Source organism: Amycolatopsis sp. NPDC006131, assembly GCF_040614175.1.
GTDB lineage: Bacteria > Actinomycetota > Actinomycetes > Mycobacteriales > Pseudonocardiaceae > Amycolatopsis_E > Amycolatopsis_E tucumanensis.
This window is the reverse complement of record NZ_JBEXTX010000052.1, coordinates 27,489-51,444: the sequence shown is the minus strand read 5'-3', so window position 1 is coordinate 51,444 and position 23,956 is coordinate 27,489. Positions and strand designations below refer to the sequence as shown.

The following is a 23,956-nucleotide window of genomic DNA, read 5'->3' as shown; positions in this document are numbered from 1 at the left end:
ATAGTTCATCCGGCACCAACCGCAGCGACAACCGATCAACCACAGCCAAGATCATCGCTCACCAGCGGTCGATCACCACGTAAGACACGCTCTAACCCGGGGCGGGCCGGGCCATCAGCGCGTCGGCGATGAAGTTCAGCTCCCGCTCCATCAGGTCCGGCGGGTCGTCCCCGCCGTGCCGCGCCACCGAGTGCCGGTAGCTCACCGCGAGCGCCAGCAGCCCGGCCGCGCTGTCCACGTCGGCCACCGCGAGGTCGCCGTCCCCCGCCGCGATGATCACCGTGCGGACCTGCCGGACCAGCTGCTGGAACCGGTCGTGCAGCGCGTCCCGCACCGCCCGGTGGGTGTCGGCCTCCCGCCACAGCAGGTGGGACAGCATCCGCGACCGGGCGAGCCGCGCGTCGAGTTCGGACACCAGCCGCCGCAGGCTCTCCGCGATGTCGCCGGGCACGACCACCCGCGCGGCGTCGATCTGCTCGTCCGGCAGGCGCTTGATGAGGGCGCTGAGCAGGTCGGCCTTCCGCCGGAAGTAGTAGTGCACGAGACCCTTCGGCACGCCGGCCCGCTCGGCGATCCGGGAGGTCGGAGTGGCGTCGAAACCGCTTTCCGCGAAGAGGTCCTCGGCCGCACGGAGGATCCGCTCCTTGGCCGGGAGGTCGTCGCCGTGTTCGGTCCGCGCCACTCCGCCCGCCTCTCGTACAGCTCGCCGGCCCACAACGCTAACCGAAAACCGGCTCGTCGTGGGCCGACCGGGGTGACTGCCTCAGTGCGCGGTCGTCATCCCACCGCGGTGCACCGCGTTCGCCACCGGCAGTGCCGCCAGCCCGGCGATCGCGGTCAGGGCGCCGATGATCCACGAGGACCACGCCGCCACGTCCAGTGCCGTGTAGGTCATCACCCACGGTGCGATGAACAGCAGCGCCCCGAGGATGACCTGGACCCCCTCGCCGTAGACGAGGCCCGGCATGGACAGCGAAAGCAGGCCGTCCAGCGCGATGAGGGCGCCCAGCACGATCATCGTCCACATGGTGGTGGTGTCGGTGTCGGCCCACAGGGGCGTCAGTACCGCCACCACCCCGAGCACGACCTCGGCCCAGTCGTGCGGACGGGTCCACGCCCGCTTCGAACGATCAGCCATTCGTGATCACCTCCGAACCCGATCCGGGAGACCACGCGGCGCGGTCTCCGCACTGCCATGGTGCGCCTTGATTGGCCGGCCGGTCAATCAAGGTTGGATTACGGCGAACCCGGCACAACGGACGGGTGAGGTAGCCCTCCTCCCGGGCAGTGGCGGATGACGTTACTGGCCAGTAATGTCAGGCACTCCAACCCAGCGCAGGGAGGCCCACATGACGATCACGGACATCCGGGATGCGATCCTCGCCGGCGAGACCGCCGAAGTGGGCGCTCTGCCGGTGCCGGAGGCCTACCGCGGCGTGACGGTCCACGCCGACGAGGCCGGCATGTTCGACGGCATCCCCTCCCGGGACAAGGACCCGCGCAAGTCGCTGCACGTCGACGAGGTGCCCACCCCCGAGCCTGGGCCGGGCGAGGCGCTGATCGCCGTGATGGCCAGCGCGATCAACTACAACACCGTGTGGACGTCGATCTTCGAGCCGATCCCCACGTTCAAGTTCCTGCAGCGCTACGGGAAGCTCTCGCCGCTGGCCAAGCGCCACGACCAGCCCTACCACGTGGTCGGCTCGGACGCGGCCGGCGTCGTGCTGCGCACCGGGCCGGGCGTGCACCGGTGGCAGCCGGGCGACCAGGTCGTCGCGCACTGCCTCAACGTCGAGCTGGAGGGCCCGGACGGGCACAACGACACGATGCTCGACTCCGACCAGCGGATCTGGGGTTTCGAGACGAACTTCGGCGGGCTCGCGGAGCTGGCGCTGGTCAAGGCCAACCAGCTGATGCCCAAGCCGGACCATCTGACCTGGGAGGAGGCCGCCTGCCCCGGGCTGGTCAACTCCACCGCCTACCGGCAGCTGGTGACCCCCAACGGGGCGAACATGAAGCAGGGCGACGTGGTGTTGATCTGGGGCGCCTCCGGCGGGCTCGGGTCGTACGCCACGCAGTTCGCGCTCAACGGCGGCGCGATCCCGGTGTGCGTGGTGTCCAGCCCGGAGAAGGCGGAGATCGTCCGCCGGATGGGTGCCGAACTGGTGATCGACCGCAATGCGGAGGGTTACCGGTTCTGGAAGGACGAGAACACGCAGGACCCGAAGGAGTGGCAGCGCTTCGGCGCGCGCATCCGAGAGTTGACCGGCGGTGAGGACCCGGACATCGTGTTCGAGCACCCGGGCCGGGAAACGTTCGGCGCGTCGGTCTACGCGGCGCGCAAGGGCGGCACGATCGTCACCTGCGCGTCCACCTCCGGATACCTGCACCAGTACGACAACCGGTACCTGTGGATGAACCTGAAACGGATCATCGGCTCGCATTTCGCGAATTACCGTGAGTCGTGGGAGGCCAACCGGTTGATCGCGAAAGGCCTGATCCACCCGACGCTGTCCCGGACGTACCCGATGACCGAAACCGGGCAGGCGGCGCTGGACGTGCACCGCAACGCCCACCAGGGCAAGGTCGGTGTGTTGTGTCTCGCCCCGGAGGAGGGTTTGGGCGTGCGTGATGTGGAGAAGCGGTCCAAGCACATCGACCGGATCAATTTGTTCCGCGGCGCCTAAGTAGTCTGGGCCGCATGAGCCTTGGCGACGAACGAGAGCTTGTACCGCTCGGCGCGGGTTTCGACCTGGCCAAGCGCGGTTACGACCGCCACCAGGTCGACGAGCACCTCGAACGGCTGGACAGCGACCTGAAAATGCTCGCCGCCGACCGGGATGCCGCCATCTCGCAGGCCGGCGACCTCGCCCGGCAGCTGGAGCAGGCTCGCGGCGAGATCGAGAACCTGCGCGGCCAGGTCGAGCGGCTGGGCCAGCCGCCGACGACGGTCGAGGGCCTGTCCGAGCGGTTGCAGCGCATGCTGCGGCTGGCGCAGGAGGAGGCCGCCGACACGCGGGCCCGCGCGGAGGCCGAGGCCGGGCACATCCGGGCGAAGGCCGAGTCGGACGCCAGCGCCATGCGCGCCCGCTACGAGCAGCTGCTGTCCGAGCTGGACGCGCGGCGCAAGGAGATGGAGGCCGAGCACCGCAAGGTGCTGGAGACCGCGCGCGCCGAGGCCGAGTCGATCACGAACAAGGCCAAGGAGGAGCGGGACCGGCTGGACCGCGAGGCCGAGCAGCGCCGCACGCAGGTCGAAGAGGACTTCGAGATCGCGATGGCGGCCCGGCGCACCGAGGCGATGCGGGTGCTGGCGGAGCAGGAGGCGACCAGCAAGGCGGAAGCCGAACGCCGCGTCCGCGAAGCGACGGACGAGGCCGCGGCGATCCGCAAGAAGGTCGCCGAGGAGGAGGCCGCCGCGAAGGCCGAGATCGAACGCCGCCGCCGCGAGTCCATCGAGGACGCCAACCGCCGCAAGACGGAGTCGATCACCGAGGCGAACGCCCGGGTGGCGGAGGCGTCCGACGAGGCGGCGCGCCGCGTGCGCGAAGCCACGGAGGAGTCGAACCGCCGCATCAACGCGGCCGCCGACCGGGTGGAGGCGCTGCGCAAGCTGCGCGCGGGAATCGCCGAACAGGTCAAGGCAGCGCGCGAAGTGCTGCTAGAGGCCAATTCGGTGCTCGGCGAAGCCGAACCGGTGATCGAGCCCCTACCCGAGGAGCGCGAGACCGCCCCGGCGGGGAAGCCCTCCGGGAGGCAGTAGAGGCGCGGGCGGGGCAGCGCTCTCGAGCGGAGTGACACCTCAGCGCGGCAGCGCTCCCGGACGGAAGTGACACCTCAGCGCGGCAGCGCTCCCGGACGGAAGTGACACCTCAGCGAGGCAGCGCTCCCGGACGGAAGTGACACCTCAGCGCGGCAGCGCTCCCGGACGGAAGTGACACCTCAGCGCGGCAGCGCTCCCGGACGGAGGTAACGCCTGGCGGGGCGGGCTGAGCCACTTTGGCCAGCCCCTCCCGCCACCACACATCCCGCCCGGAGCACATCGCCAAGGCGGCAGAGCCGAACCACCTCCACCAGGCGCTTCCCCCACCAGGCACGCCCTGCCACCAGGCAAGCTGCGCCCCGCTCTGCACATCCCGGGCGGGCCGAGCCGTCAATCCGACCCAGGACTCCAGTCGGTCAGGCTCGATCCCGCTCGACCTCCACGGCCACCGGAGGCAGGATCCAGCTCGCCGCGATCTTCGCAGCCACTGTGGCCTGCGCGGTTGTCCCCGCCAGACGAGGTGTGCCGGGTGAGCTGTCACGGCCCGCCGAAGAACGTGAAACCGTCCCCGGTGGTGGGGCTGCGCAGAAACCGACTGGCGAGTAACCTAGGGCGCCACTTGCGAAAGCGCACAGGCGCGCACCCTTGCCGGAGGTATTGGGATGGCTGCATACCGGACCGTGGTTGTCGGTACGGACGGGTCTGATTCATCGTTCCGCGCGGTCGACCGGGCGGCGGCCGTGGCCGCGGACTCCGGCGCCACGCTCGTCATCGTGTGCGCCTACTACCCGGCGAGCAGGCAGGACGTGGAGAAGGCCCAGGACGTCCTCGGCGAGGAGGCCTACCAGGTGGTCGGCTCGGCGCCGGCCGAGGACACGCTCCGCAGTGCCCGCGACCGCGCCCTCAAGGCCGGCGCGGGGTCGACCGAGACGATCGCCGTGGTCGGGGAGCCGGTCGAAGCCTTGCGCAAGGTCGTCTCCGACAAGTCGGCCGACCTGCTGGTCGTCGGCAACCGGGGCCTGAACACGCTCACCGGGCGGCTGCTCGGGTCGGTGCCGTCGGAGGCGGCGCGCAAGTCGGGCGTCGACGTCCTGATCGTGCACACCACGTAGGCCGTGGTGGACTCCGAGCGCCTCGAGAGCATCCTGCTCGGCGGCAAGCGCCGCTACACGCGGCTCGAGGTGGCCGAGAAGGCGGGTGTGCCCATCGAACGGGCCACCCGCCTGTGGCGGGCGCTGGGGTTCGCCACGGTCGGCGACGACGAGGTCGTCTTCACCGACGCCGACGTCGAGGCCGTCCGCACCACCGACCAGCTGATCTCCTCCGGCCTGCTCGACCAGGGCCTGGAGGCGCCGGTGGCGCGCACGCTGGGCCTGCACTTGTCCCGGCTGGCGGAGTGGCAGGTGCGGATGCTGTGGACGCTGATCACCGAGAACGAGCACCTCGGCCAGGACGACTCGCAGGTCGTGACGCTGGTCGAGCGCCTGCTGCCGGAGTTGCAGCGCGTGCAGGACTTCGTGTGGCGGCGGCACCTGGCGGCCTTCGCGGGCCGGGCGCTGGCCTCGCCGGAGGAGGACCTGGAGGCGCGGACGGAGGTCGTCGGGTTCGTCGACATGGTCGGCTACACGCGGCTGACCCGCCGCCTCGACGAGAGCGAGCTCAGCGCCGTGCTGGAGGGCTTCGAGCTGCTCGCGACCGAGGTGATCGCCGACCACCACGGCCGGGTGGTGAAGATGATCGGCGACGAGGTGCTGTTCGTCGCCGACGCGCCGGCCGATGCCGCTGAGATAGCGCTGACGCTGACCGAACGCACAGCGGCGGACGCCGAACTGCCGGAAGTCCGGGCGGGCCTGGCGGCGGGAAGGATCTTGAGCCGCTTCGGCGACGTGTACGGGTCGGTGGTGAACATGGCCGCACGCCTCACGTCGGTGGCGCGCCCCGGCACGGTGCTGATCGACCGCGAACTCGCGGGCGAGCTGGCGGAACTGCCGGGTTTCACGGTGCGATCCCGCCGCCCGGCGACGGTCCGCGGCTACGCGCGGCTGCACCCGTACGTGCTCAGGCGGGATTAGCAGGCCGAGCGGAAATCGATGCGACCACCGGTGCCCCGGCGGCCGCATCGATCGTCAGGCTCAGTTCGCGGGCAGGACCGCGTACTGGCAGAGGTAAAGCTCTGACCAGCAGCGGAAGCAAGATCATGGGACAAACGTGGGACCGAAGGGCCATGAGCCCGAGAGGTACCAATGGCCCAGACCCGAGCCCGCTCGCTCGTCGCGATCCTCGTTCTGCTCGCGTTCCTGACCGGCACGAGCCCGGTCAGCGCACCGGCTGACGCCGCCGCTCCCCCGAAGCAGTGCGCGTGGGCGACGGAGTACAACCGCACCCTGGACGAGCTCGGCGAGAACCGGGCGCTGTGGCGCGTCGGCGACGTGCCCGACACGGGCTGGGGTGAGGCCAGCGATGCTGGTGCGGTGGTCGACGCGCTGGTGCCCTGCCGGTATGTCGCCGACGTGGTGCGACACGAGCACATGCACCTGCAGCAGGTCCGCCAGTTCGGGTCGGGTCGGTTTGCCGCGTTCGTGCTCGGCGCTGACCGGATCGAGATCGTGGCGGACTGCGCATCGCTGCTGGCTGGGTCTCGGTACACGCCCTACGTCGACTTGGCCGGCGGGTGCTCCGAGCGGGACCTGCGGGATGCGCGGCAACTGCTGCTCAAGCGCTAGCTTGCGATGTCGCGGGATCTGCCCCGTGTTCGCTACTCGTTCTGGCGCGCGCGGCGCAGCTCGGCCTTGACCTTCTCCAGGTCCCAGCGATACTGACCGCCCGGCGTCACGAACTCGGGTGTGATCATCCCGTCCTTAGCCCATCGGGCGATGCTCTGGCGCGACACGTCCAGCGCTTTCGCAAGCTGCGACGAGGTCAAGAGCGCCATTCCGCGCACGTTAGATGTTGATCATCGTTCGTGGCACGTCCGATGAGTCAGATGCGCTATGTTAGGTCGGATAGGTCACATGGGTCAGTCGCGAACGGAGGTCACCGGTGCCGAACGTGTCCGTCTCCCACGTCGAGCCCGAGTGGCTGGTGATCGCCGAGCGTCTTCACCTGCGGATCCAGCGCGCCATGCGCGAGGGCTACCTGGACGAGATGTGCGCCACCGCCTGCGGGCTGATCGCCACCCGCTCGGCGCTCGACCTCCGCCTGGACCCGGACGAGGTCCAGCGCTGCCCGGCCTGCCGCCTGCTCGAACCCGGCATGGCCCAGGGAGTCGACGCCTACCTGGCTGCGAGGACCTCATGACGTTCTCGTACTCGGAGTTCCAGAAGGATCCGCTGGTCAAAGACGTGAACCGAGCACGCCGCGCGTCGTACTTCGAGGCCCACGACGGCACGATCACGCTGCTGGACACCGGCGAGACCCTGCCCCCGGAGCCGGGCGAGCACGCCGGCGAAGACGTGCGCCGTCCCTGATCAGGGGGCAGACCAGGCGCGCGAGGAGCCCCCGGCCCGTACACCTCCAAGTCCCCGGGCCGGGGGTTCCGCTACTCGACGTTGTTCGGCACCCGCCACACGCCGTAGATGGTCGCGCCGGCGGCGACGAGCGCGGACAGGGCGGCCGGGAGTTCCCCGGCGCCGATGACGTTGTCGGCGACGATCGGGGCGAGCGCGGTGCACAGCCCGCCGACCGCGGCCACGATCGCCTTCGCTGCCTTCCCGAGGTTCACGACCGCCCTCACTTCCGGGTGTAGACGACGGACAACGACGGGCAGGAGCCGTCGGAGACGCACTCGTACTCGATGGAGAAGGCGAAGCAGCCCTTCGGCAGCTTCCACCACTCGCGGGTGTCCTTCGGCAGCTCGTCGACGAACCGGTCGTCCGAGCCGGCCGCCGGGTCGCCGCCGCCGGGGAAGTAGACCTTGACGTTGCGGAGCCCGTCGAACCCGGACGCGAGGCTCACGTACACGTCCTGGACCAGCGTGGAGACGCCATCGGACTCCAGCGTCAGGGTGTCGCGGTGGTAGCCGGCCCCGCGGGGCAGGGTGTGGGTGAACATGATCTCGTCCTCCTGGTTCATCGCGGCCGCGGCGGCCGGGGGGATGGGGTCGACGCCGGGCCAGTAGTCGGCGACGCACGACAGGTCGTAGGGCTTGCCCAGGCGCTTGTCGTCGGCGTACTGCTTCGCGACCGCGGTGATGCCGTTGAGCGTGGGCAGCTCGCGCTCGCCGTTGTAGTGGGCGATCCAGTAGTGGGGCTGCGGCACGCGGAAGTCGTTGAACGCCTCCTGCACCTCGCCCCACGTGGCCTTGTTGCAGTAGATCGTCGGCGCCACCCCGGCGCGGCGGCGCATCTGCGCCCAGCCGGGCGCCTCTGCGGGGATCGCCAGGCCGGGCTCCACGTCGAGCACGTGCCCGTCGTTGGTGCTGGCCTTCTTCGCGATCCGGACCTTGACCGCGCGCGGGAAGCGGGCCCACTCCTCGGCGGACCACTTCGGGATCGTGTACTGGTCGACGTACCCGGCGACCATCCCGGCGTCGGCGGGGATGTTGTTCGCGCGGGTGGAGTCGTACATCGTGCGCACGCTCAGCCTCCTGTGAATGCCGTGATGAGGGCACCGGCGAGCGCGCCGAGCGCGCCGCCCCCGCCGGTGGCGACCCACACGCGCCGCTCCAGCGCGCGGATGCGGGTCTCGTGGTCCGCGCTCTGGGCTTTGACCTCTTCGCGCAGGGTCTTCATCTCGCCGCGGATTTCCTTCACGGCGTCGTGCGTGGCGCGCACCTCGTCGTACATCTCCTTGGTGGTGATCACCACGTCACCGGGCTGTGCCATGACTCCTCCCTCAGTCCTTGATCTTGATGGCCCAGAACGTGGTCAGACCGCCGCCGTTGTTGCCGGTCGTGCCGCCCTCCAGCCACCGGGTGCTGCCGGAGGTGTGGCCGGCGTTCACGCGCAGCACGTCACCGACAGCTAGGCGACGCCGGTTGGTGGCTTCCTGACCGTTGCCCTCGGCGGCGTTGGTCGAGCTGGGCAGCAGGTTGTAGGCCACGGTGTTGGCGTAGGCGAACCCGCCCGTGGTCTTGTTCTTGGTGATGCCGAGCACCCGGTAGCCGACGGTGTCGGCGGACCACTGCGTCCGCACGCCAACGTCGTACAGACCGGCTTCGCGGATGATGAGCGCGAAGTCGTCGCCGCCCGACGAGCTGGGACGCCACATCGGGTTGCCGCCGACGCTGTCGTTCTGCTCGAACCCGGTCATCGGGACCGTCTGCGGGACGCCGGGCGAGATCGAGCGCGCGGTGTCGTTGTACAGCACGCACGCGGGCATGCTCGGGTTGAGCGGGACCCACGCGGTCCCGGTCCACCGGTAGACGCGCCAGTCCACAGCGGACACGAGCAGCTGGTTGGTCGCCCCGGACGCCGGCAGCGAGGACACCACCCGCAGGGTCTTGAGGAACTGGCCCTCGACATCCTCGGCGAGTTCCTGCATGTCGGCGGGGACGTTCGGCGGATCGGTCAGCGCCGGGTACCGGAAGCCGAAGGTGGGTGTGCTGGGCATGGTTCTCCTCCCTCAGAAGGGCATGACGACGAGTCGGCGGCGGCGGAAAGCAGCGGGGCTGGCCGGGGTGTAGCCCGTGACGGTGGCGCGCTGGTACAGGACGGTGAAGGTGTTGAGGCCCTCGTTGAGGCCCATCGTCTGGTCGAAGAGCTGGACGGTGGTGGCGGTCGCGCCGAGGTAGACGATCCCGGTGGAGGAGGCATTGCCCAGGTCGAACCCGCCACCGGAGGCCGGCGCGTTGTCCCCCACGCCCGCGGCGATGTTGGAGGCACCGGAGACCTGGACGGAGGCGTATCCGTAGCAGTTGGCGGCCGCGATCTGCGCGGTGAGGAACACCAGGACCCGGCGCGACGAGGACACGTACACGTCGGTGCAGGTGGGGCCGCCGGAGGCGACGAAGGTGCCGGAGGTGATGTCGATCTGCGGTTCGACGAAGTCCTGCCGGACGCCGAGCGCGGCGCCCGCGCCGGGCGCGGAGACGCGGCCGAGGATGAAGTACTGGGTCTGGAACCGCATGATCACGACGGTGTCGCCGGGTGAGAGCACGATTCCGGCGCCGGTGGAGAGCACCTTCAGGTTGGTGAAGGTGACGCCGTTGATGTCGACGGTGTTCAGCCCGGTCAGCGTGTCCCAGGACTCGATGACGCCCGTGTGGTAGCCGATGTCGGTGTTGCCGGTGGTCTGCTGCTGGAACCCGGCGACCATCAGCGCGGCGATCTCTTCGGCCCTCATGCGACACCTCCGAGGATCTGTTCGCGGGTGGTGGCCTGCATGACGCCTGCGGCGTCGAGCGGCACGGTGAGCGTTTCGATCACGTGTCGCTCGGTGCTGTGCCGGTCCGAATAGGACAGCTCGATGGGGTCGAGCGGTTCGAGCGCGACGTTGGGGACCATCGAGAAGTCGACGTTGTACGGCAGACCGAGCTGCCGCGCGAGCATCGCGTCTGCGGCGGCTTGCGCCTGCTCGGTCGTGGTGATGAAGCTGGAGCTGTAGAACCGCGGCACCTTGCCGAACGGCCCGTTCCAGTAGGTCGGGCTGCTGGGGTTGAGGTCGAGCGCGACCGCGCGCACCGGAGGCTGTTCGCCGGCCTGCTCACCGGTGGCGACGACGGCGTTGTACACCCCGTCGCGCTTCAGGCGCCGGGCCACGGTCGCGACGACGCCGCCGCGGCCGTGGTTGACGGTGAACACCGGCTGGGTCGGGTCCGGCGCGGTCTCCACCCGCAGGCGCCCGGCGTAGTCCCAGTACATGACCTTGCCGAGCGATTCGGCGATGTCCTTGAGGAACTTGTACCGGTCGTCCTCCAGCACGTGGCTGGACGGGAACGTGGTGGCGCCGGCGTCGAAGTCGAACAGGATGATCGCGCCCGGGTAGACCTCGCCCACGAGGAAGTCGAAGATCGCCGCGACCGAGGTGCCCGCACCGAACTCGCGCGGTGCGAGCGGGCGGGCGTCGATGATGCCGGACATCCGGTCGCGGCCGTCGAGCTGGATCTCGCCGTTCGGGGCGTTCTGTTGGTCGGTCTCGTAGAGGCGGAAGTAGCCCTGCGAGACCCACTCGGTGCCGCCGTCGCCGTAGACGATGCCGCGCTCGATGAACACCTCGTTGCCGTAGGGGGTGAGCAGCCCGCCGGCGCTGGCCGGGAACTCCCATTCGGTGGTGAGGTCGAGAGTGGCGCGGATGTCGGCGGTGGCGTCCAGCTTCACGTCACCGGACACGATCGGGATCTCGACGCCCACCGGGTTGACCCCGGTCTGCCCCGGCGTGCACACGCGGGCGCGCGAGGCCATCGCGTGCGAACCGCGCACGGTGGTGAGGAAGCGGTCGGAGACGGGCCTCATGGCACGATCACGTCCGGTGGGTCGGCGATGCGGTCGAGCACGTCGGCGTACTGCGGCTCCGCGGCCAGGAGGTCGGCGTAGGTGGCGAACGTGGCGAGGATGTCGGCGTAGAGCACCGTCGAGCCGACGATCGTTCCGGCCGGGGCGGCGACCTCGGTCAGCGGCAGGTCGAAGAACCGGCGCTTGGTGCGCTTGGAGTGGCGGTCCATCGTGATGTCGCCGATCACGTAGTACCCGCCAGGGAACGGCGCGCCTGCGGGGACGTGCAGCAGCACCGGTTCCCCGGTGGAGAAGCACAGGTCCAGGTCCTCGGCCACGTCGAGGTCGACAGCGGTGATGGTGAGCGTGTACCGCTTCGACCCGCGCAGGTCCGTGACGGCGACCGGCAGCGAGCGGGAGATCACGTCGATGATCCCGGCCCGGGCCGGGCGCGTGATCGCCGACCAGTCGGTGACCGTGACGGCCCGGTTCAGGTACGGGCGCTGGACGTTCTTGATCCACGCCACCTGCATGTCCGGCGTGACCACGGCGGTGTCGCGGGTGACGTAGTCGGCGCGGCGGAACGTCGCGAGCGTGGCCTTGGAGATCGCGGCCGCCCCGCCGGTGATCGTGACGGTCCCGGCCGGGATGGTCGTGGGGTAGGCGGCGAGGAAGACGAACAGGCTGTCGCCGGAGCCCGCGGTGTTGCTGACCCGGGTCACGTCGACGAACCCGCCCGGGGTGCCCCACCCGGTGTGCTGGGCCTGCTTCCACGCGAACAGCACCGTGAGCCGGTCGCCAGCGCCGCCGGCGGTGATGCCCGGGTAGGCGATGTTCTGGGCGGAGGCGTTGTTCTGCCACACCGACACCTCGGGCGCCAGCTCGGCGTTGCGCAGCGCCCACACCACCGCCGCGGTCGAGTCGCCCGCGGCGCCGCCGGTGAACGTGACCGTCGGGGCGGCGTCGCCCGGGACGTAGCGGCGGCCGAAGATCTTCGTGCTGCCCGTGGTGTGCAGCGTCGACCACCCCGCCGGCGCGTTCGGCGCGGCCGCGGTATTGCGGATCGTGGCGAACAGCAGCAGCAGATCCCCCGCCGCGACCGCGGTCGGCAGCGCCGGTGTGAGCGGCGCGTTGTCGCCGGTGACCGGCCCGGCCGGGGTGACGCCGACGGAGGTGATCGCGCCGCTGTCCACGTAGGACGCGCGGTAGTAGTTCGGCACCCCGGGCGCGAACTCGTAGTCGTCGAGCTGCCCGGCACCGGAGGTGAGCGGCACGGTGTCGCCGCCGCGCACGGTGGCCCAGGTGATCTGGTCGGTGCTGCGCTCAATCAGCGCGTAGTCAGCCTGCGCCGGGGCGCCGGTGACGGCCAGGCGCACGCGGGACAGGTCGTCGGCGTAGGTCGCGGTCAGGGTCATCGCGCGGCCCCCACTCCCTGCAGCACGGCGCGGCGAGTCGCCCGGTCGCGCCGGTCGAGCTTGATCTGGAACACCTGCGAGATCCCCTCGCTGAGATCCACGTGCAGCTCGAGCACCTCAGCTCCGGTGCCGCCGCCGATCGCCTCGGCGGTGGTGTTGGCGTTGGTGACGCGTCCGGTGCGGCCCGGGGTGAACAGCTCGGGCCCGCGCTCGCCGACGAGGTAGGACTGGCCAGCGCGCGCGGTGCCGCCCTTGGCCAGGTACGGGATGTTCGGGATCGAGGGGATGCCGACGAGCCCGGTCACGTTGTTCACGCCGTTGATCGCGCCGTTGATGACGCGGAGCACGGCGTTGATCGCGGACTTGATGCCGCCGACGATGCCGTCCCAGATGCCGCCGGCGAAGTCGGCGAGCCCTGAGAAGAACCCGCGCACCGCGTTGATTGCGCCGTCCCAGGTGCGGCGGAACCAGTCGATGACGCCGCCGATGATGTTGCGGGCGCCGTTCCAGATGCCGGAGAAGAACCCGCCCAGCGTGTTGAAGACGCCGACGAACCAGTTCCACACGTCGTTCCACCGGTCGCGGAACCAGCCGACGACCGCGGTGATCACGTCGGAGACGAACTTCCACACCGCGTCCCACACGCCGCGGAAGAAGTCCAGGTTGGACACGATCAGCACGATGATCGCGATCAGCGCGACGATCGCGGCGATGACCAGGCCGATCGGGTTCGCGCTGAGGGCGGCGTTGAGCGCCCACTGGGCCACCGTGTAGGCGGCGACCGCGGTCCGCCACAGGTTCACCGCGGTGGTCACCGTCTGGATCACGAGCGCGAGCCCGCCGACCGCGATCACCAGCGGCCCGATCCAGGTCATGTTCTGCGCCAGGAACGTCGCCAGCCCTTGCAGCAGCGGGCCGAGGAACTGGATCGCCGGGACCAGGAACGCCGCGATCTGTGTAGCAAGCTGGGCGAAGGCGTCGAGCAGCGGCGGCAAAGCGGGGGCGATCGCCTTCAGCGCCGCGCCGAGCACCCCGGACACCGCCTGGCCCACGGTGCCGACCGCCTGCGCCAGCGCCACGATCGCGTCGTGGCCCTCGGCGGACTCGACGAACTCGCGCACCATCTTGATGACCGGGCCGAGCACGCCGCCGAGCCCCACCCCGGCGTCGGTCAGCGCGCCGAACACCGCGGCCACGATCCCGCCGATGTCACCGAGGATCGCGAACAGCTCCCGGAACGCCTCAATGGCGGTCCGGATCCACTGCTCGATGTTGCCGGTCTCGGCCATCCGGTCGACCCACGCCTTGAACCGCTCACCGACCGCACCGAGCCCCGAGGTCAGCTCGACCAGAATCGGCGCCGCCACCGCGCCGATCCGCACGAACGCGGCGATCACCGGCACCAGGAACGCCCCGATGTTCTGGATCACCCGCGACGTGGCGGACAGGATCGTGTTCACCTGCCCGATCGCGGCCGGCGTCTTCAGCCAGATCGTCAGCTTGGTGAAGACCCCGCCCATCGCGGTCGCGACCTGCTGAAACCCGCCCGTGAGCTGCGGCAGGGTGCCCTTCAGGTTGTTCACCCCGGGTGTCAGCGACTTCTCGAACGAGTCGGACACCTTCGCCTTGAGCCCGTCGAGCGTGGGGCCCAGCTGGTCGAACGCGCGCTGGATCCCCTCGCCGCCGAGCTTCACCGCGATCATCGCCGCAGCCACGCGGAACAGGGCCGCCGGCGCGAGCCCGGCCGCGCCGGACATGGCGATGAGCGCGGTGGTCAGGCCCATCACGACGGCGATGCCGCCGGACAGGTTGGAGATCGTCAGGGCGCCGCGGGCGAGCGCGCCGAACGTGCTGTTGACCGCGGAAGTGAACTTGCCGAGGTTCTTCCGGTTGGTCTCGGTCTGCTGCTCCAGCGCGCGCAGCTGCGCCGAGGCGACGCCGGTCGCGGCGACGAGGCCCTTGGCGGTGCCGTCGAACTTGATCGTGATCGTGCGGGTTCCGGCGGCCATCAGGCGTCCTCGCTGAAGTCGCGGATGATCCCGTCGGCCACCGCCGTCCACTTCGCGGCGATCTCGGCCTGGCTGTTCTCGACGACCGGGAAGAACCAGTAGGCGTCACGGCCCTGGTGCGGCCGGCCGAACTGGCGGTAGTAGTTCGAGCCGAACACCGACCCGAACAGCAGCTTGTACGCCGGGGCGCGGTTGCGGCCCAGCCGCTTGGTGCCGCCCGCCCGGATGGCCGGCACCCGGTCGCGCACCGCGGCGACCGTGGTGGCGACGAGGCGCGACTGCGGCGCCTCGTCGGCCATGCCCTCGGCCTTGACCTTGGCGGCCAGGGCGCGGGACAGCTCGAGCGTGGCGTCCTTGAGCCGCTTCGTGGCGTCCTTCGGCAGGTCGTTGAAGGCGCGCAGCGTCGGGCGCAAACCGACGATGCTCATCTTCACCGTGAGCGAGGTCTTGGCCACGAGAATCACCTCCGGGGACGGCCGGTCAGCCTGAGTACTGCGGGCCCCCGGCCCCGGGCTCACGGTGGGCGGTTGTGCCCTTGCCCCGTGAGGCGGCTTTCTCGCGTTCCTCCAAGATGGACAGTGCGGTGACGACGGTCGCGTGGTGCTGGTCGTCCTCGGCAACCCAGACGCTGGGCGGAATCCCGGTCTCGATCGCGAGGGCGATCAGGGTCCGGCGCAGGCTGCCTACTGGGTAGGGTCCGGCTCCTTCACCGTCTCCTCCAGCTCGAACTCAAGGTCGCAGCTGGCCTCGAACTCCTGCAGCGTGCCGGTGAACTGCTGCGTGCGGCGGGCGGCGAAGTGCGCCACCTTGTACAGGTCCGCGGTGTGCAGGTTCTCCATCAGCTGCTTCAGCGAGCCGCCCTTGGTGGTGCGCTCCCAGTTCAGGATGTCGCGCGTGGTGGCCTTGACCTCGAACTTCTCGCCACCGTCCGGCGCGATCGTAAAGTCGATCACAGCTTGAACACTCCCCTCGTAACGTCCGTGACGGACGAGTAGTCGACGTAGGCGCGCTTGGCGTCCGCAGTCCCGTTCGGCCGCCCGAAGGTCGACGAGGACAGCGGCCCGATCAGCCGGGTGCCGGCCGCGGGCACGGACACAACCAGGTCCTCCAGGTCCAGGCCGTCGACCTCGACGGTGGCCTGCACGGTCACGGTGACCGGCGAACCGCCACCGTTGGTCACCTGCAGGAACACGAGGCCGGTGTCGATGATGTCGCCGTCGGCGACCGGCGCGGTCAGCGCCGGGGCCAGCCCGGTCTTGACGATCTGCTGCGTGGCAACGGAAGTGCGCGCCATGTCAGGCCACCCTCTCGTAGGTCAGGCCGTCGCCGAGCGTGCCGATGATCTGCAGCGTGACCTCGCTGGTCTCGGTCGCGCGTGCGTCCCCACCGACCGGCGGCGGCTTGAGCAGAACCTGTCCGGTCCACCGGACGTGCTCGCCGACGATGTCGGGGTGGTGGTCCAGCACGAAGTCGGCGACCTCGTTGGCGTGCGCCCACAGGTAGTCCGACAGCCCGTTCGAGCGCCAGTCGCTGAAGAACGTCAGCTCCAGCGTGGGCTCGTCGTCGGTCTCCTCGACGAAGCTGTTCGCGCCGCTGCTGCAGAACGTGTACTGGCGGTCGCCGTCCTGCACACCCGGGTCCAGGTTCCACGTCTGCACCTGGCACTCGAAGGACTGGCCATCGATGGTGAAGTTGATGATCTTGAGACGCCGCTGATGCACCATCAGAGGCTCACCTCCACGGAGAGCGAGTAGCTGGGAAGGTTCTGGCTGCCGGTCGGGTACATGCCCGGGTCCGCGCTCTGCACCACCGCGTCCGGCACCGTGTCGATCGCAGCCGTGACCGGGCCGACGAGCTGCCACAGCCGCTCCAGGGCCCGGGAATCCAGGTCGACGATCAGGAACACGGGGAACGTGGCCGTCGTGGGTGCGGGGCCGTAGGTGCCCCAGGTCAGCTGCGGCGCGCCGAGCAGCACCGCCGGCGGGGCCAGGTTGTCGCCGATCGTGTAGAAGCGCAGCCGGCTGTCGGCCGTCTTGAGGACGGCTTCGAGCTGCTGTGCGGCCTCGAACACGGTCCTCATGCGAACACCGGCCCTCGGTACCGGCCGATGCCCAACAGCCGTTCGATGTCCGGGTCGAACGACGGGATCCGCGCCGAGCCCAGCTCGCCCATAGCCACGAGCGCGTCCGGCGACCGGCGGCGGGTGAACCACCGGCCGGCCAGCCGGATCGTGCCCAGCACGAGGTCCGGGTCGGGCTTGGGCTGGGGGTTGACTTCGTCCTCGGTGTAGTCGATGTCCGACCGCACACGCTCAACGAACGCCACCGCCGCGTCGAGCTGCACCTCAAGCACAGCGTCGTCGCGCACGTCGTCTGGCTCGGTGATCTTCAAGTCGAGCTTGAGGTCGTCGAGCGTGGGCGGCCAGCTCATCGTCACGCGCCCGTGGCGAGGGTGAGCACCTGCACGGAGCCCGGGTTGCGGACCAGGACGCCGACGTAACCCCAGATGCCCATCTGGACATCCGCCGGGCCGACGTTCTGCTCGTAGGTGAAGTCGAACAGGTCCGACTCGCCGAGGTAGACCGCCTGCGAGTACAGCACCGCGAACTTGGTGTTGTCGGCGAAGCCCATCGACGCGTAGGCGTCGGAGCCTTCGATGTCGCCGACGAGCACGTTGCCCAGCGCACCGGTGGCGTTGGTCGGGTTGTAGCGCGACACCGGCATGAGCGGCCGGTTGGTGGTGTCGCGCATCTTGCGGAAGGACCCGAACTGCGCCGGGGTGAGCGCGATCAGGTCCGCGGTCCCGCGCTTGTCCTCAGCGACCTCGGTCTGCGCGTCGATCACCGCGTCCAGCGCTGCCACCTCGTCGGTGAGGTCCACCGGGGTGGCGACGGCCGTGCCGCCGGACAGGATCGCCGCGCACACCAGGCTCTCGACCTTGGCGTCCCACGCGGCGCGCAGGTCGCCCATGATCAGGCTGTCCGCAGCCGGGGTGGAGGCGTCGAGCAGCTGGCGCGACACGATCTGCGACGCCGAGTAGGCGGCCGGGGTGAGCGTGTCCTTGTCGGTGGCGAAGCGGTCCGCCGACCAGCCGGCGTTGTTCTGGCCCTCGGTGGTCTGCGCCGTGATGTTCTGGTCGGTGCCGGCGGTCTGCTTCGGCAGGATCAGCGGGCGCGGGTCGCGGCCGAGCGAGACGTGGCGCACGCGGTCGGCGATGAGCCGCTTGGCCCGCGCGAGGCCCTGGTACTCGTCGGTCAGCCACTTCGGCGGGATGATGCCGGTGCCGCCGGAAGCCTGGGTGACCGCGCGCATGTGCTCGTCGAGGCGCTGCTGCGCCTCGCGGTCACCGAGCACCTTGGCCCGGAAGTGGTCACCGAAGAACGACCGCTCGCCGCCATCCACTTCGGACCGGTAGTGGCCCGGGTCGCGGTCGCGGGTGGTGGTGCGGCTGCGGTGCTGCTCGCCACCGAGGTTCTGCTGCTCGCCGGCATCCCCGTCCAGCGAAGCGGCCAGCTCGCCGACGCGGCGGCTGCGGGTCTCGACCTCGGCCAGCTGCTCGATCTGCTCGGACAGGGTGCGCAGCTGGGTCGCCTGCTCGGTGACGCTGCGCAGCTCGTCCTCGGTGAGGTCGCGGTTGCCCTCGGCGGCGCGCGTCTGCAGGCCCTCGATCGAGGAGCGCAGCGCGTCGTGCTGCTCGCGCAACCGGACCAGGTACGGGTTCGGCATGGCGCCGTCCTCCCGGTGTCGAAACGAATGGGGTCATTCGCACCGATTGGCCGGGGTGCTCGCTTCCGTGAGCGGCGAGGGTGTCGGCGTCCTGCGTTACTGCTCGCGACCAGTCTAACCGATGACAGCGGTTAGCCGGTTATGCCGCGTGTCCGCCGTGGTGCTTGGCGTACAGCGCCCGCCCGGCGGGGGTCGCCTGCATGATGTTGGTGGCCAGGCCATCCGCCATGCTCGTCGGCACGCCCTCGGAGATCAGCGCGTCGCGCAGCGCCGTCCACGGGTGCGGGGACGCGGCGTACCGGGCGAACCCTTCGGGCCCGACCCAGTACTCCCACAGGGGCGAGCCGGGCCCGTACTTGAGGTTCGAGCCGCCGTGCGCGCTCGCGCGGGTCAGCGCCTCGGCATCCGCCGACAGCACCGGCAGCGTCGCCACGATCTGGTCCAGCTGCGCCCGCCGGTCCGCCGTGTCCGCGCTCCGGACCGCGGTCACCGTCGCGGACTCCCCGTAGGCACCGGCCATCACAATCGCGACCTCGGTCAGGGTCGCCGAGCGCCGCTCGATCACGCCGCCGGGCAGCTTCCGGTTCTGGCCCTCCCGGAACCCGATCGACAGCTCCGACAGCGCGCCGTCCTTGATCAGCTCCAGGGTCTCGTCGCCCTTCTCGGTCCGCGACACCCGGAACCGGGTGAACAGCCCGGCCGCGTCGTCGCGCAGCTCGATCGCCCGGCCGATCAGCGTCCCGCCCATCTCGCCGTTGCGGCCGAAGTGGTCGCGGAAGAACGGGACCCGGTGCGCGGCCCGGATCTGCGCGTTGAACGCCCCGCGCGCGAACTGCTCGGTCAACCGGCTGTCGATGACCTGAGGCTTGCCGTAGGGCACCGCGATGCCCTCCACGGTCCGGCCGTCGCCCGCCGAGCGGACCTCGAGGTCCGGCATCCACTGGCGGGTGAACGTCGTCTCGGCGGTCATGCAGTCGCTCCCGTCTGCTCGTCGGTCTCGCTGGTCTGCTGCTCGTGCGGCGGCGTGGCCGGCGTGGGCGGCGGTGGTTCGGGGTCGTCGTCGATGCCGGGCACCGGCGGCAGGTCCTCGATCTCGCGCACCTCGGACTTGAGCAGCCAGCCGTTGCGCACGGCGATCTCGTGCGCCTGGTAGCGGGTGAGGGTGTCGGCGCGCAGCACCGCGTCGAGGTTCGCCTGGACCCAGGTGCCGCGGGGGAAGTGCAGCGACAGGGTTTGCTCGAACCGGCCCACGTGCCCGCCGAGGGAGAACTTCAGCAGGTCGATGCTCTCGGCCTCGGCGTTGGTGTAGTCCATCGAACCGCCCGACGGGGCGCCGAGGAACCGGGGCGGCAGCCCGAAGATGTTGGCGACTTCGAGCAGCGACAGCTTGCGCGCCTCGATCAGCTGCAGTTCCTCGGGGTTCCAGGCCAGCGCTTCGAACTCGGTTCCTGGTCCCAGGGCCGCCACCGTGCGGTCCCGCTGCGCGCGCAGCCACGCCTCTTTCGCGGTGCGCAACTGCGGCTCGGTCACGTCCGGGCTGGTCGCTTTCAGCACGCCGGTGGGGATGCCGGTGTTGCCCAGGTTGCGCGCCTGCCGGGCCAGCTCCTCGGCCAGGTCCAGGCTGCCGTTGCCGTTGAGGTGCTTCTCCAGCACGCCGACGCCGCGCAACGCGCCCGGCTCGCAGGGGCCCTTGACGTGGAGCACCTCATCGGCGGCGAAGGACAGGCCGCCGATGCTGTACTCGATCGCGCCGGTCGGCAGCGCCGAGTACGTGGTGCCGCCCGCCCGCCGCACGCCGACGTTGCGGGCCGGGACCGGGACGATCGCGGTCGGCAGGCCAGCCCGGTTCCGCTCGGCGATCACGCCGACGGCGTTGCCGTTCAGCACGAGATCGGCCACCCAGTTGGACACGGTGTTGATCCGTGCTTCCTCCGGGTTGGGCTGCTCGAGCAGGATCGGCCGCGGGATGATCTTCTCGGCGTAGTTGCGGCCGCGGTCGGTGTAGGCGTCCCACGGGAGCCCGCCGAGCAGGTCGGCGATCAGCATCACCGCCCGGTCCACGCCGGGGATACCCAGCGCCCGCACGTACCCGCCGCCACCCCATCCGGTATCGCCGTTGATGAGGGCGGAGGGACCGATGCGCCAGCCGTCCGACACGATCGTCCGCGAGTGCTGCTGCACGGATGCGCCGCGGGTGAACAGCTTGCCCAGTCCCATCACGCGCCGCCCTTCAGCTCGGCCACCGTGCCGATCGCGAGCATCGCGACCCCGGCGATCAGCGCGGTCCACAGCAGACCGATCAGGCCGTAGAGCCCGGCCAGCGCCATAGCGGCACCGGAGTACTGCGCCACCAGCGGCCACACCCGCGTACTCTTCATGTCGTCTCCTGTCACACCACGCCGAACCACGGCGAGGCTTCCTCTTCCGGCAGCGTCAAGGCGATGTAGGTGGCCCCTGCGGCGCTGTAGGCCGCGTCGACGTGGCCCGCCCCCTTGCGCACGAAGCGCCACCCGTCGCCCTGGTGGTACTTGGAAGCGCCCGCCACGTGCGCGTCCAGCAGCGGGTCGCCGGAGTGCCGCACGCGGCGGGCGCGCACGAGGTCGGCGAACCCCTGGCACGCTTCACTGACCGCGGCGCCCTTGATCTCAATCCATCCCCAAGCGCGGAAGAGCGGAGCGAGCGCCGCAGCGGGCCCATTGGGGAGCCACGCCCCGGCTAGCGGATCCAACTCGTCCCGCAACGCCGGCAGGTCCCGGCGGGCATCCTCGGTCGAGGACCACGCCTGAACCACACCCACGCGCACCACGCCGTCCTTCTCCGCCGCAGCGACCAACGTGACGTGCCCTCCGTCCGGTGCTACGTCGGCACAGAGAATCGGGCGCTGGGTGGACAGGTCCAGCGTCATGCTGGCATCCCTGCAAGCCTTCCACGCCCCGAGGTCGATCGCACCGTCGAGTTGATCGACCTTCTGACATAAGCATTCGGTCCTGAATACCGCAGGCGGGTCGGTCGCCAGCGCCGATGCAAGCGCCTGTTCCGTAATCGTGTACCCAAGACCCGGGTTCGCCTGCGCCCACGCTTCCCGATCGTCGAGCTCGCAGCCCTCTTCAGCCGACCACTCGGCCAGGAAGATCGACGGATCCGTGCCGGCCAGCGCCGTGTCACGAAGCTGGTTCAGCACCACCGACTCATCATCACCCGCATTACTTATCGCCACGGTGAGCGCATTCGGCCGCGCCATCGTCGTCTTCGAAACCGCGCCCCAGGACGCCCAGTCACGGTGTTCGCGCACCTCGTCCACGATCAGCAGATCCACGCTGAGACCACGTCCTGCCTTGCGTGTGGCCGCAGCGATTCGGTACCGGGCGCCGTTGCACAGCCGCAGCTCCTCCTGCCCGTTTGCCTTCCGCACATCGTCGATCTCGGCCCGCAACTCGGGATCGCCTTCGGCCATCTCAACCGCACCCGACCACGACTCCTTCGCGATGTCCAGAGACTGTGCGAGGCCGAGAACCAGACGCACCCGCCCGAGGTACATGAACGCCAACGCGAGGATCTTGATCAGCGTGGTCTTGCCGGACTGACGTGCGACGAGGGTGACCAGAACGCGGTAGCGGAACCCGCCGCCCGGCAACAGTTCGAGCGCGTGCAGCAACCACCACTTCTGCCACGGCAGCAGTTCGACACCGAGCATTGTCTCGGCGAACTCGATCACCTCAGGACCAAGACTCGTCTTGCGGTTCAACGGGCGCAATGGCTCCGTGAACAACCGCGGGGTCTCCTTGCCGCGAAGAGGCTCAGCTGGCCCGGTTGGCGCGGAGCTGGGCGAGTCGACCAGGCCCACTAGGCGCACCCCCCTTGGTGCGCTGAGCCCGATACTTCGGAGTCGCCCCCAACTCAGTCAGCGCTGCCTGCAACTTCGGCCCCAGCTCCGCCACCGCGGTCCGCTCAGCCAGCTTCGCCTTCAACGCCTGAACGAGATCCACCAACTCCTGATCCGCGCCGTCCTCGATCGCCGCTCGCAGAACCCTGTCCGCCTGCGCAGCAGCACCCGCAGCATGATCGATTTGCGCCGCGTAGACCCCAGCAAGCCGCGAAAGCGCCAGATCCTCCCCGGAAAGCTCGAGATTACTCAAGGTCTCCGCGACAGCGGGTCCGAGCAGCCGATCCGCGCTCTGCAACCTGCCACGATCAACCATGCGACCAGACTACCTGAACGATCGTCCCGGTACCCCGCCTGACCAGCCGCGACGCGCCGACAACGGCCTCGGGGAGGGAGAAGCATAAGGACGTGGATCTCCGGGCGGCCCGGGGTGATCAAAAAACCGGGGTGTCGCCGTCGCGGCTGGACGATCGCTTGATCCAGGTGGCTCGTGGTCGCGGTTGAGGGTCGGCGGCTTCCCGCGCTTCGACCCCTGCGGCCCGGTTGCAGCTTCGATGCTCGGGGCCTTGGTATGCCTGCTTGCCCGAGTGGTCGACGTGGCCGAGGTCCCATGGTTCGCGTGGCTTGATGGGTTGGTGGCAGCGGGCGCAGTCGACGCCGCCGGCTGCGACGCGTGGCGCCCAGGCACGGCGCAGGCGCCGGTGGCCTGCGCCGTAGCCCTGTGAGGAACTGGAGCCGTAGCGGCGGCTATCCACGGGGCGCCCACAGCCCGGTCAGGACGAGGACGGCGACGAACGAGGCGTAGAAGCGGCTGACAGCTTCGATGAGGGTCATGCCGCGTCCTCGTCTGGTTCGCCGCCCAGGGCACGCTCAGCGGCCCGGTACGCCTCGCTCTTGCGGTCCTGGCGGGTGACGCGGCGGGCAGCCTCGGCGAACTCGTCGCGGGTGCTACGGATGTACTCGCGCAGATCCGCTTGGGCGCGGGCGCGGGAGTCGTCGGTGTTGAACTTCGGGCAGGTGTCGTCGTAGGGCTGGCGGTCCGGGTCCGGGCGACCGGGCATCACTTCACGCATCAGCGGCTCCTTGCGCTGGACACTCGCGACAGTCTCGCGAGTGCATAGTTGTGTACGGTTCTCCGCGCTTCCTGTCGGAGGTTCACGCGGCCCGCCAGACATGCGGACCACAGGACGAGCAGAGACGGGAACCAGCACCGTCGACACGGGTCGGAGAACCCCCACACCGGTCGCACAACCTGCCGTCGATGTTCGACACGGTCGCGTGGGCTTCTTTTCCTTCTGTAGCGTCTTTTGGTTCCCGACCCGTCCCGACCCGACCCGTCCCGGGTAACGCGTCTCGTGACGCATCACGTAACGCGTTACATCGGTCCGTCGTGCACATCGAGTGGTCTCCGGACTTGTGCAGCCGGTGACGCCGCTGGCGGTCAGCGTTGAGGTCGCGGCGATGCTCCACCACGGATCGTTCGAGCTGCCATTCGCTGAACCGCACGCCGATGAACCATGAGTCGCCGAGGTCCTGCCACCATCCGGTCTCCTCCAGCTCCTTCGCGGCGAGCTGAGGGTCTTCGGTCTCGGCGAAGCGTTTGAGGTCTCGCTTCGGGATGACGAGGTCCAGGAGGCGCCGGTTCGACCAGCACAGCGCTTCGGTGTGAGTCCGCCACGCGGCGTCGCTGAGGTCACGCGTGGCGTCGGGGTACTCGTCGCCCAATTTGGTCCACACCAGGCCTTTCACCACTTCCATCGGTGGCCCGGTCAGGGACACGGACAGTCTCCG

The 23,956-nt window shown here is 69.9% G+C and carries 32 protein-coding genes; 7 read left to right on the top strand and 25 right to left on the bottom strand.

Annotation, left to right across the window (positions count from 1 at the left end):
- Window positions 1-91: 91 nt before the first annotated feature.
- Both ABZ215_RS24795 and ABZ215_RS24790 read right to left on the bottom strand, forming a co-directional pair.
- Entirely contained in the window at window positions 92-682 is a 591-nt protein-coding gene (locus ABZ215_RS24795) for a TetR/AcrR family transcriptional regulator (protein ID WP_020420203.1), read from the bottom strand.
- An 81-nt stretch (window positions 683-763) separates the two neighbouring features.
- On the bottom strand, window positions 764-1,138 hold the full coding sequence (locus ABZ215_RS24790) for an SPW repeat protein (protein WP_020420204.1): 375 nt from the start codon (window positions 1,136-1,138) through the stop codon (window positions 764-766).
- 211 nt (window positions 1,139-1,349) lie between these two features.
- Between ABZ215_RS24790 and ccrA the strand changes: the two genes are divergently transcribed.
- From ccrA to ABZ215_RS24765, 5 genes are all read left to right on the top strand, one after another.
- Window positions 1,350-2,687, top strand: a complete 1,338-nt coding sequence (ccrA, locus tag ABZ215_RS24785; RefSeq protein ID WP_237339243.1) for a crotonyl-CoA carboxylase/reductase — start codon at window positions 1,350-1,352, stop codon at window positions 2,685-2,687.
- Between the two features lie 14 nt (window positions 2,688-2,701).
- On the top strand, window positions 2,702-3,763 hold the full coding sequence (locus ABZ215_RS24780; RefSeq protein ID WP_354951926.1) for a chromosome segregation protein: 1,062 nt from the start codon (window positions 2,702-2,704) through the stop codon (window positions 3,761-3,763).
- 662 nt (window positions 3,764-4,425) lie between these two features.
- Window positions 4,426-4,875 carry a universal stress protein gene (locus ABZ215_RS24775; RefSeq protein ID WP_017984484.1) on the top strand — a complete coding sequence of 150 codons (450 nt, stop codon included), beginning with the start codon at window positions 4,426-4,428 and terminating at the stop codon, window positions 4,873-4,875.
- Between the two features lie 6 nt (window positions 4,876-4,881).
- The gene (locus tag ABZ215_RS24770) at window positions 4,882-5,835 is read left to right on the top strand and encodes an adenylate/guanylate cyclase domain-containing protein (RefSeq protein WP_157358679.1); all 954 of its coding nucleotides are present in this window, start codon (window positions 4,882-4,884) and stop codon (window positions 5,833-5,835) included.
- Window positions 5,836-6,006: 171 nt separating this feature from the next.
- Complete coding sequence (locus ABZ215_RS24765; RefSeq protein ID WP_354951924.1) at window positions 6,007-6,486, top strand: hypothetical protein; 480 nt, start codon at window positions 6,007-6,009, stop codon at window positions 6,484-6,486.
- Between the two features lie 32 nt (window positions 6,487-6,518).
- Here the strand turns inward: ABZ215_RS24765 and ABZ215_RS24760 are convergent, their stop codons facing one another.
- Window positions 6,519-6,695 carry a MerR family DNA-binding transcriptional regulator gene (locus ABZ215_RS24760; protein WP_354951922.1) on the bottom strand — a complete coding sequence of 59 codons (177 nt, stop codon included), beginning with the start codon at window positions 6,693-6,695 and terminating at the stop codon, window positions 6,519-6,521.
- 107 nt (window positions 6,696-6,802) lie between these two features.
- Here ABZ215_RS24760 and ABZ215_RS24755 point away from each other — a divergent pair, with 107 nt between their 5' ends.
- Both ABZ215_RS24755 and ABZ215_RS24750 read left to right on the top strand, forming a co-directional pair.
- On the top strand, window positions 6,803-7,060 hold the full coding sequence (locus ABZ215_RS24755) for a hypothetical protein (RefSeq protein WP_354951920.1): 258 nt from the start codon (window positions 6,803-6,805) through the stop codon (window positions 7,058-7,060).
- Window positions 7,057-7,230 carry a hypothetical protein gene (locus tag ABZ215_RS24750; protein WP_354951918.1) on the top strand — a complete coding sequence of 58 codons (174 nt, stop codon included), beginning with the start codon at window positions 7,057-7,059 and terminating at the stop codon, window positions 7,228-7,230. The genes ABZ215_RS24755 and ABZ215_RS24750 overlap by 4 nt, the downstream gene beginning before the upstream one ends.
- Before the next feature lie 71 nt (window positions 7,231-7,301).
- Here ABZ215_RS24750 and ABZ215_RS24745 read toward each other — a convergent pair whose 3' ends face one another.
- The 22 genes from ABZ215_RS24745 to ABZ215_RS24640 all read right to left on the bottom strand — a co-directional run bounded on the left by ABZ215_RS24745 (window position 7,302) and on the right by ABZ215_RS24640 (window position 23,944).
- The gene (locus ABZ215_RS24745) at window positions 7,302-7,484 is read right to left on the bottom strand and encodes a hypothetical protein (protein ID WP_354951916.1); all 183 of its coding nucleotides are present in this window, start codon (window positions 7,482-7,484) and stop codon (window positions 7,302-7,304) included.
- Between the two features lie 8 nt (window positions 7,485-7,492).
- On the bottom strand, window positions 7,493-8,329 hold the full coding sequence (locus ABZ215_RS24740; RefSeq protein ID WP_354951928.1) for a hypothetical protein: 837 nt from the start codon (window positions 8,327-8,329) through the stop codon (window positions 7,493-7,495).
- A gap of 11 nt (window positions 8,330-8,340) precedes the next feature.
- The gene (locus tag ABZ215_RS24735; RefSeq protein ID WP_094004633.1) at window positions 8,341-8,586 is read right to left on the bottom strand and encodes a hypothetical protein; all 246 of its coding nucleotides are present in this window, start codon (window positions 8,584-8,586) and stop codon (window positions 8,341-8,343) included.
- 10 nt (window positions 8,587-8,596) lie between these two features.
- Entirely contained in the window at window positions 8,597-9,313 is a 717-nt protein-coding gene (locus ABZ215_RS24730) for a hypothetical protein (RefSeq protein WP_354951914.1), read from the bottom strand.
- 12 nt (window positions 9,314-9,325) lie between these two features.
- The gene (locus ABZ215_RS24725; RefSeq protein ID WP_354951912.1) at window positions 9,326-10,045 is read right to left on the bottom strand and encodes a hypothetical protein; all 720 of its coding nucleotides are present in this window, start codon (window positions 10,043-10,045) and stop codon (window positions 9,326-9,328) included.
- Window positions 10,042-11,154: a DUF5047 domain-containing protein gene (locus ABZ215_RS24720; RefSeq protein ID WP_354951910.1), complete on the bottom strand. Its 1,113-nt coding sequence runs from the start codon at window positions 11,152-11,154 to the stop codon at window positions 10,042-10,044. Before ABZ215_RS24720 ends, ABZ215_RS24725 begins: the two co-directional genes overlap by 4 nt.
- Window positions 11,151-12,548 carry a hypothetical protein gene (locus tag ABZ215_RS24715; RefSeq protein WP_354951908.1) on the bottom strand — a complete coding sequence of 466 codons (1,398 nt, stop codon included), beginning with the start codon at window positions 12,546-12,548 and terminating at the stop codon, window positions 11,151-11,153. The genes ABZ215_RS24720 and ABZ215_RS24715 overlap by 4 nt, the downstream gene beginning before the upstream one ends.
- Window positions 12,545-14,557, bottom strand: coding sequence for a hypothetical protein (locus tag ABZ215_RS24710; protein ID WP_354951906.1), 2,013 nt, complete (start codon window positions 14,555-14,557; stop codon window positions 12,545-12,547). The genes ABZ215_RS24715 and ABZ215_RS24710 overlap by 4 nt, the downstream gene beginning before the upstream one ends.
- Complete coding sequence (locus tag ABZ215_RS24705; protein ID WP_354951905.1) at window positions 14,557-15,012, bottom strand: hypothetical protein; 456 nt, start codon at window positions 15,010-15,012, stop codon at window positions 14,557-14,559. Before ABZ215_RS24705 ends, ABZ215_RS24710 begins: the two co-directional genes overlap by 1 nt.
- 228 nt (window positions 15,013-15,240) lie before the next feature.
- A complete protein-coding gene (locus ABZ215_RS24700) occupies window positions 15,241-15,510 on the bottom strand; it encodes a hypothetical protein (RefSeq protein WP_354951902.1) in 270 nt (89 codons plus the stop codon).
- Window positions 15,507-15,851: a hypothetical protein gene (locus ABZ215_RS24695; protein WP_354951900.1), complete on the bottom strand. Its 345-nt coding sequence runs from the start codon at window positions 15,849-15,851 to the stop codon at window positions 15,507-15,509. Before ABZ215_RS24695 ends, ABZ215_RS24700 begins: the two co-directional genes overlap by 4 nt.
- 1 nt (window position 15,852) lies before the next feature.
- Entirely contained in the window at window positions 15,853-16,281 is a 429-nt protein-coding gene (locus ABZ215_RS24690; RefSeq protein WP_354951898.1) for a hypothetical protein, read from the bottom strand.
- Window positions 16,281-16,637 carry a hypothetical protein gene (locus ABZ215_RS24685; RefSeq protein ID WP_354951896.1) on the bottom strand — a complete coding sequence of 119 codons (357 nt, stop codon included), beginning with the start codon at window positions 16,635-16,637 and terminating at the stop codon, window positions 16,281-16,283. The genes ABZ215_RS24690 and ABZ215_RS24685 overlap by 1 nt, the downstream gene beginning before the upstream one ends.
- The gene (locus ABZ215_RS24680; RefSeq protein WP_354951894.1) at window positions 16,634-16,987 is read right to left on the bottom strand and encodes a phage head-tail connector protein; all 354 of its coding nucleotides are present in this window, start codon (window positions 16,985-16,987) and stop codon (window positions 16,634-16,636) included. The genes ABZ215_RS24685 and ABZ215_RS24680 overlap by 4 nt, the downstream gene beginning before the upstream one ends.
- Window positions 16,988-16,989: 2 nt before the next feature.
- Window positions 16,990-18,282 (bottom strand): phage major capsid protein, encoded by a 1,293-nt coding sequence (locus ABZ215_RS24675; RefSeq protein ID WP_354951892.1) that lies wholly within the window; start codon window positions 18,280-18,282, stop codon window positions 16,990-16,992.
- A 139-nt stretch (window positions 18,283-18,421) separates the two neighbouring features.
- The gene (locus ABZ215_RS24670) at window positions 18,422-19,252 is read right to left on the bottom strand and encodes an HK97 family phage prohead protease (protein ID WP_354951890.1); all 831 of its coding nucleotides are present in this window, start codon (window positions 19,250-19,252) and stop codon (window positions 18,422-18,424) included.
- Complete coding sequence (locus ABZ215_RS24665) at window positions 19,249-20,499, bottom strand: phage portal protein (RefSeq protein ID WP_354951888.1); 1,251 nt, start codon at window positions 20,497-20,499, stop codon at window positions 19,249-19,251. Before ABZ215_RS24665 ends, ABZ215_RS24670 begins: the two co-directional genes overlap by 4 nt.
- Window positions 20,499-20,660 carry a hypothetical protein gene (locus tag ABZ215_RS24660; protein WP_354951886.1) on the bottom strand — a complete coding sequence of 54 codons (162 nt, stop codon included), beginning with the start codon at window positions 20,658-20,660 and terminating at the stop codon, window positions 20,499-20,501. Before ABZ215_RS24660 ends, ABZ215_RS24665 begins: the two co-directional genes overlap by 1 nt.
- Before the next feature lie 11 nt (window positions 20,661-20,671).
- A complete protein-coding gene (locus ABZ215_RS24655) occupies window positions 20,672-21,997 on the bottom strand; it encodes a terminase (protein WP_354951884.1) in 1,326 nt (441 codons plus the stop codon).
- Between the two features lie 82 nt (window positions 21,998-22,079).
- The gene (locus ABZ215_RS24650; RefSeq protein ID WP_354951882.1) at window positions 22,080-22,481 is read right to left on the bottom strand and encodes a hypothetical protein; all 402 of its coding nucleotides are present in this window, start codon (window positions 22,479-22,481) and stop codon (window positions 22,080-22,082) included.
- A gap of 514 nt (window positions 22,482-22,995) precedes the next feature.
- On the bottom strand, window positions 22,996-23,238 hold the full coding sequence (locus ABZ215_RS24645; RefSeq protein WP_354951880.1) for a hypothetical protein: 243 nt from the start codon (window positions 23,236-23,238) through the stop codon (window positions 22,996-22,998).
- An 82-nt stretch (window positions 23,239-23,320) separates the two neighbouring features.
- Window positions 23,321-23,944: a hypothetical protein gene (locus ABZ215_RS24640; RefSeq protein WP_354951878.1), complete on the bottom strand. Its 624-nt coding sequence runs from the start codon at window positions 23,942-23,944 to the stop codon at window positions 23,321-23,323.
- Between the last annotated feature and the right edge of the window lie 12 nt (window positions 23,945-23,956).

Coding starts and splice junctions, on each gene's coding strand:
- ABZ215_RS24695 (WP_354951900.1), bottom strand. CDS start 15,851: ATGGCGCGCACTTCCGTTGCCACGCAGCAGATCGTCAAGACCGGGCTG.
- ABZ215_RS24730 (WP_354951914.1), bottom strand. CDS start 9,313: ATGCCCAGCACACCCACCTTCGGCTTCCGGTACCCGGCGCTGACCGAT.
- ABZ215_RS24780 (WP_354951926.1), top strand. CDS start 2,702: ATGAGCCTTGGCGACGAACGAGAGCTTGTACCGCTCGGCGCGGGTTTC.
- ABZ215_RS24735 (WP_094004633.1), bottom strand. CDS start 8,586: ATGGCACAGCCCGGTGACGTGGTGATCACCACCAAGGAGATGTACGAC.
- ABZ215_RS24725 (WP_354951912.1), bottom strand. CDS start 10,045: ATGAGGGCCGAAGAGATCGCCGCGCTGATGGTCGCCGGGTTCCAGCAG.
- ABZ215_RS24760 (WP_354951922.1), bottom strand. CDS start 6,695: ATGGCGCTCTTGACCTCGTCGCAGCTTGCGAAAGCGCTGGACGTGTCG.
- ccrA (WP_237339243.1), top strand. CDS start 1,350: ATGACGATCACGGACATCCGGGATGCGATCCTCGCCGGCGAGACCGCC.
- ABZ215_RS24685 (WP_354951896.1), bottom strand. CDS start 16,637: ATGAGGACCGTGTTCGAGGCCGCACAGCAGCTCGAAGCCGTCCTCAAG.
- ABZ215_RS24740 (WP_354951928.1), bottom strand. CDS start 8,329: ATGTACGACTCCACCCGCGCGAACAACATCCCCGCCGACGCCGGGATG.
- ABZ215_RS24775 (WP_017984484.1), top strand. CDS start 4,426: ATGGCTGCATACCGGACCGTGGTTGTCGGTACGGACGGGTCTGATTCA.
- ABZ215_RS24650 (WP_354951882.1), bottom strand. CDS start 22,481: ATGGTTGATCGTGGCAGGTTGCAGAGCGCGGATCGGCTGCTCGGACCC.
- ABZ215_RS24690 (WP_354951898.1), bottom strand. CDS start 16,281: ATGGTGCATCAGCGGCGTCTCAAGATCATCAACTTCACCATCGATGGC.
- ABZ215_RS24665 (WP_354951888.1), bottom strand. CDS start 20,499: ATGGGACTGGGCAAGCTGTTCACCCGCGGCGCATCCGTGCAGCAGCAC.
- ABZ215_RS24750 (WP_354951918.1), top strand. CDS start 7,057: ATGACGTTCTCGTACTCGGAGTTCCAGAAGGATCCGCTGGTCAAAGAC.
- ABZ215_RS24660 (WP_354951886.1), bottom strand. CDS start 20,660: ATGAAGAGTACGCGGGTGTGGCCGCTGGTGGCGCAGTACTCCGGTGCC.
- ABZ215_RS24720 (WP_354951910.1), bottom strand. CDS start 11,154: ATGAGGCCCGTCTCCGACCGCTTCCTCACCACCGTGCGCGGTTCGCAC.
- ABZ215_RS24710 (WP_354951906.1), bottom strand. CDS start 14,557: ATGGCCGCCGGAACCCGCACGATCACGATCAAGTTCGACGGCACCGCC.
- ABZ215_RS24715 (WP_354951908.1), bottom strand. CDS start 12,548: ATGACCCTGACCGCGACCTACGCCGACGACCTGTCCCGCGTGCGCCTG.
- ABZ215_RS24765 (WP_354951924.1), top strand. CDS start 6,007: ATGGCCCAGACCCGAGCCCGCTCGCTCGTCGCGATCCTCGTTCTGCTC.
- ABZ215_RS24645 (WP_354951880.1), bottom strand. CDS start 23,238: ATGCGTGAAGTGATGCCCGGTCGCCCGGACCCGGACCGCCAGCCCTAC.
- ABZ215_RS24790 (WP_020420204.1), bottom strand. CDS start 1,138: ATGGCTGATCGTTCGAAGCGGGCGTGGACCCGTCCGCACGACTGGGCC.
- ABZ215_RS24675 (WP_354951892.1), bottom strand. CDS start 18,282: ATGCCGAACCCGTACCTGGTCCGGTTGCGCGAGCAGCACGACGCGCTG.
- ABZ215_RS24670 (WP_354951890.1), bottom strand. CDS start 19,252: ATGACCGCCGAGACGACGTTCACCCGCCAGTGGATGCCGGACCTCGAG.
- ABZ215_RS24680 (WP_354951894.1), bottom strand. CDS start 16,987: ATGAGCTGGCCGCCCACGCTCGACGACCTCAAGCTCGACTTGAAGATC.